6 protein-coding genes are annotated in these 3084 nt (G+C 58.8%); all 6 read right to left on the bottom strand.

Features of this window, described 5'->3' with window-relative positions:
• Window positions 1–227: 227 nt before the first annotated feature.
• On the bottom strand, window positions 228–524 hold the full coding sequence (locus F3H26_RS19170; RefSeq protein WP_005980690.1) for a 50S ribosomal protein L23: 297 nt from the start codon (window positions 522–524) through the stop codon (window positions 228–230).
• Window positions 521–1138, bottom strand: coding sequence for a 50S ribosomal protein L4 (rplD, locus tag F3H26_RS19165; RefSeq protein ID WP_149777559.1), 618 nt, complete (start codon window positions 1136–1138; stop codon window positions 521–523). Before rplD ends, F3H26_RS19170 begins: the two co-directional genes overlap by 4 nt.
• Entirely contained in the window at window positions 1135–1860 is a 726-nt protein-coding gene (gene rplC / locus F3H26_RS19160) for a 50S ribosomal protein L3 (RefSeq protein ID WP_149777560.1), read from the bottom strand. Before rplC ends, rplD begins: the two co-directional genes overlap by 4 nt.
• An 18-nt stretch (window positions 1861–1878) precedes the next feature.
• Window positions 1879–2193 carry a 30S ribosomal protein S10 gene (rpsJ, locus tag F3H26_RS19155; RefSeq protein ID WP_005621947.1) on the bottom strand — a complete coding sequence of 105 codons (315 nt, stop codon included), beginning with the start codon at window positions 2191–2193 and terminating at the stop codon, window positions 1879–1881.
• A gap of 191 nt (window positions 2194–2384) precedes the next feature.
• Complete coding sequence (locus F3H26_RS19150) at window positions 2385–2825, bottom strand: hypothetical protein (RefSeq protein ID WP_149777558.1); 441 nt, start codon at window positions 2823–2825, stop codon at window positions 2385–2387.
• 136 nt (window positions 2826–2961) lie between these two features.
• A partial coding sequence (locus F3H26_RS19145; RefSeq protein ID WP_449421237.1) for an EF-Tu C-terminal domain-related protein occupies window positions 2962–3084 on the bottom strand: 123 nt, incomplete at its 5' end.

Below are 3084 nucleotides of genomic sequence, written 5' to 3'. Positions count from 1 at the left end.
TGCGCCTCGGTGAAACGGCTCTTTCGCATATGTCTGCTCCTTCAGGGTTGGGCAGACTCTACATCACAGTGAGGGATTTTGCGGGGGGCAGGTCAAGCGACCGAAGCGAAACCCTGACAGGAAGACCGGAACCGGCACCAGACTTGGTCGCCGGTGCCGTGATACCAAACAAAAAACCCCCGCCTTTCGGCGGGGGCTTTCATCTCTGTCTCCAAAGACGGATCCGATCAGAGACCGGTGGTCACGTCGATGGTGTTGCCCTCTTCCAGGGTCACATAAGCCTTCTTGACGTCTTTCCGCTTGCCCAACTGGCCGCGGAACCGCTTGACCTTACCTTTGGTCACGGTGGTGTTCACCGCCTTGACCTTCACACCAAACAGCGCCTCGACGGCCTCTTTGATCTGCGGCTTGTTGGCGTCGATCGCCACTTCGAAGACAACCGCGCCGTTTTCGGACGCCATGGTCGATTTCTCGGTGATGATCGGCTTGCGGATCACGTCGTAGTGTTCTGCCTTCGCGCTCATTTCAGTCGAGCCTCCAGTGCTTCGACACCCGCCTTGGTGAGCACAAGCGTGTCACGCTTGAGGATGTCATAGACGTTTGCGCCCATCGACGGCAGGACATCCAGGCCTTCGATGTTGCGGGCTGCGCGGGCGAACCCTTCGTTCACGGTGGCGCCGTCGATGACCAGAGCGCGCTTCCAGCCCAGGTTTGCAACCTGCTTGGCCAGAGCGGCGGTCTTGCCTTCGGCTTCGGCAGCCTCGATCACGACCAGCTCACCAGCCTTTGCCTTGGCCGACAGTGCGTGGCGCAGGCCCAGCTTGCGGAACTTCTTGGGCAGGTCGTGGCCGTGCGAACGCGGGGTCGGGCCCTTGTAGATGCCACCCTTGCGGAAGATCGGCGCGTTGCGGTCACCGTGACGTGCGCCACCGGTGCCCTTCTGGCGATAGATCTTCTTGGTCGAGTAGCTGGTCTCGGACCGGGTCTTGACCTTGTGGGTGCCGGCCTGCGCGTTGTTGCGCTGCCAACGGACCACACGGTGCAGGATGTCCGCACGCGGCTCGAGGCCGAACAGAGCTTCGTCCAGCTCGATGTCGCCGGCTTTCTTGCCGTCCAGTTTGATCACGTCAAGTTTCATGCTTCACCCCCTTCCGCGGGCGCGTCGACGGCCGGAGCCTCGGTCGCAGCAGTTTTCAGAGCAGCCGGGAACGGCAGACCCTCGGGCGCTTTCTTCTTCACGGCGTCCTTGACGGTGACCCAGCCCGATTTCGGCCCGGGAACGGCACCCTTGATGAAGACCAGGCCACGCTCGGCGTCGGTTTTCACGACTTCGAGGTTTTGCGTGGTGACACGGGCAGCACCCATGTGACCGGCCATCTTCTTGCCCTTGAACACGCGGCCCGGGTCCTGACACTGACCGGTCGAACCGTGCGAACGGTGCGAGATCGAGACACCGTGCGAGGCGCGCAGACCACCGAAGTTGTGGCGCTTCATCGCACCGGCAAAGCCTTTACCGATCGAGGTGCCCGAAACGTCAACCTTCTGACCTTCGACGAAGTGATCCGCCGAGATCTCGGCGCCCACTTCGATCAGCGCGTCTTCCGACACGCGGAACTCGGCCAGCTTGCGCTTGGGCTCGACCTTGGCGGCGGCGAAATGGCCGCGCATGGCCTTCGAGGTGCGTTTTGCCTTGGCGGCACCGGCACCCAGTTGAACGGCGGTGTAGCCGTCCTTGTCAGCGGTGCGCTGTGCGACGACCTGCAGGTTGTCCAGGTGCAGAACGGTGACAGGAATCTGACGACCGTCTTCCATGAACAGCCGGGTCATGCCGACTTTCTTTGCGATAATACCAGAGCGCATCATCAATACCCTCCGATCTTACGACTGCAGCTTGATCTCGACGTCCACACCAGCGGCGAGGTCGAGCTTCATCAGCGCGTCCACGGTCTGGGGGGTCGGATCTACGATGTCGAGCAGACGCTTGTGCGTACGGATCTCGAACTGATCGCGGGATTTCTTGTCAACGTGAGGGCCACGGAGAACCGTGAACTTCTCGATCTTGTTCGGCAGCGGGATCGGGCCACGCACTTGCGCGCCGGTCCGCTTGGCAGTGTTGACGATCTCTTGCGTGCTGGCATCCAGGACGCGATAGTCAAATGCCTTGAGCCGAATACGGATGTTTTGGCTTTGCATCGTAACAGCCTTTTTTTCAGGCGTTGGAGTTGAGAGGAGGACAGGCGCTCATCGCCAACCCTCATCGAACCCAAAAGGCGGGAATCACCCCGCCTTCACGTTCTGCATGAGAACCCGCGCGTCTTAGTGGGGTTGGTGGGGTTTGGCAAGGCCTATTTGATTGGGCTTTCACCTGAAGTATGCGTCTAAACTTACTCTTCGGCGATGAGGCCTTCTGCAAGCGTATTCGCGAGGCCTTCAGCCACTCTCCAACACCGAAACAGCTCTTCATGCAACTCTTCCAACTCGGCGACCATATCGTCCCGACCCTCCTCGGACTGAATCTTGAAGTTGTGGCGCTCAAAGAACCCATGAAAAAGCCTGTTTCTCGCGACCAAGCCTCGTTTGAACTGACTTATGATTAGATCGTCTTCAAAGTGCAGTTCATGTTTTAGCATTTCTAAGACTCTGCCCAACGTGCTGGATTCAATGATTTCTAAAGCCTTTGCCGCCGCCTTCGGGTCCTGTTCGTTGTACCAATTGTTGTTATGTCCCTTACTCGCCAACACAACAGTGCCGAGTGCGACTTCGAAGAGCTGCGCCGCTTCTGCAGTGATTCCGAACTTCGCATAGAGCTGATCTCTGGTCGCCATACGAAAACCTATTTCAAGTTAAGAAACAAACAAAACAAGAAAAAGGCCGCCCCGATGTGGGACGGCCTTCTTTAGTTTCGATGGTGTGGGCTCTCACTGCTCCTGCGGAGCAACTGCCGCCCACCGCTTTCCAAAATTATTCAATAATTTTGGAAACAACACCCGCGCCGACGGTGCGGCCGCCTTCGCGGATGGCGAAACGCAGACCGTCTTCCATCGCGATCGGGGCGATCAGCTCGACGGTGAAGCCGACGTTGTC

Source organism: Ruegeria intermedia, assembly GCF_900129345.1.
Classification (GTDB): domain Bacteria; phylum Pseudomonadota; class Alphaproteobacteria; order Rhodobacterales; family Rhodobacteraceae; genus Ruegeria; species Ruegeria intermedia.
This window is presented reverse-complemented; position numbering and strand designations above follow the sequence as displayed.

Excerpts from the sequence above, each read along its gene's own strand:
- rplD (WP_149777559.1), bottom strand. The coding sequence starts at position 1,138 with ATGAAACTTGACGTGATCAAACTGGACGGCAAGAAAGCCGGCGACATC.
- rpsJ (WP_005621947.1), bottom strand. The coding sequence starts at position 2,193 with ATGCAAAGCCAAAACATCCGTATTCGGCTCAAGGCATTTGACTATCGC.
- F3H26_RS19170 (WP_005980690.1), bottom strand. The coding sequence starts at position 524 with ATGAGCGCGAAGGCAGAACACTACGACGTGATCCGCAAGCCGATCATC.
- rplC (WP_149777560.1), bottom strand. The coding sequence starts at position 1,860 with ATGCGCTCTGGTATTATCGCAAAGAAAGTCGGCATGACCCGGCTGTTC.
- F3H26_RS19150 (WP_149777558.1), bottom strand. The coding sequence starts at position 2,825 with ATGGCGACCAGAGATCAGCTCTATGCGAAGTTCGGAATCACTGCAGAA.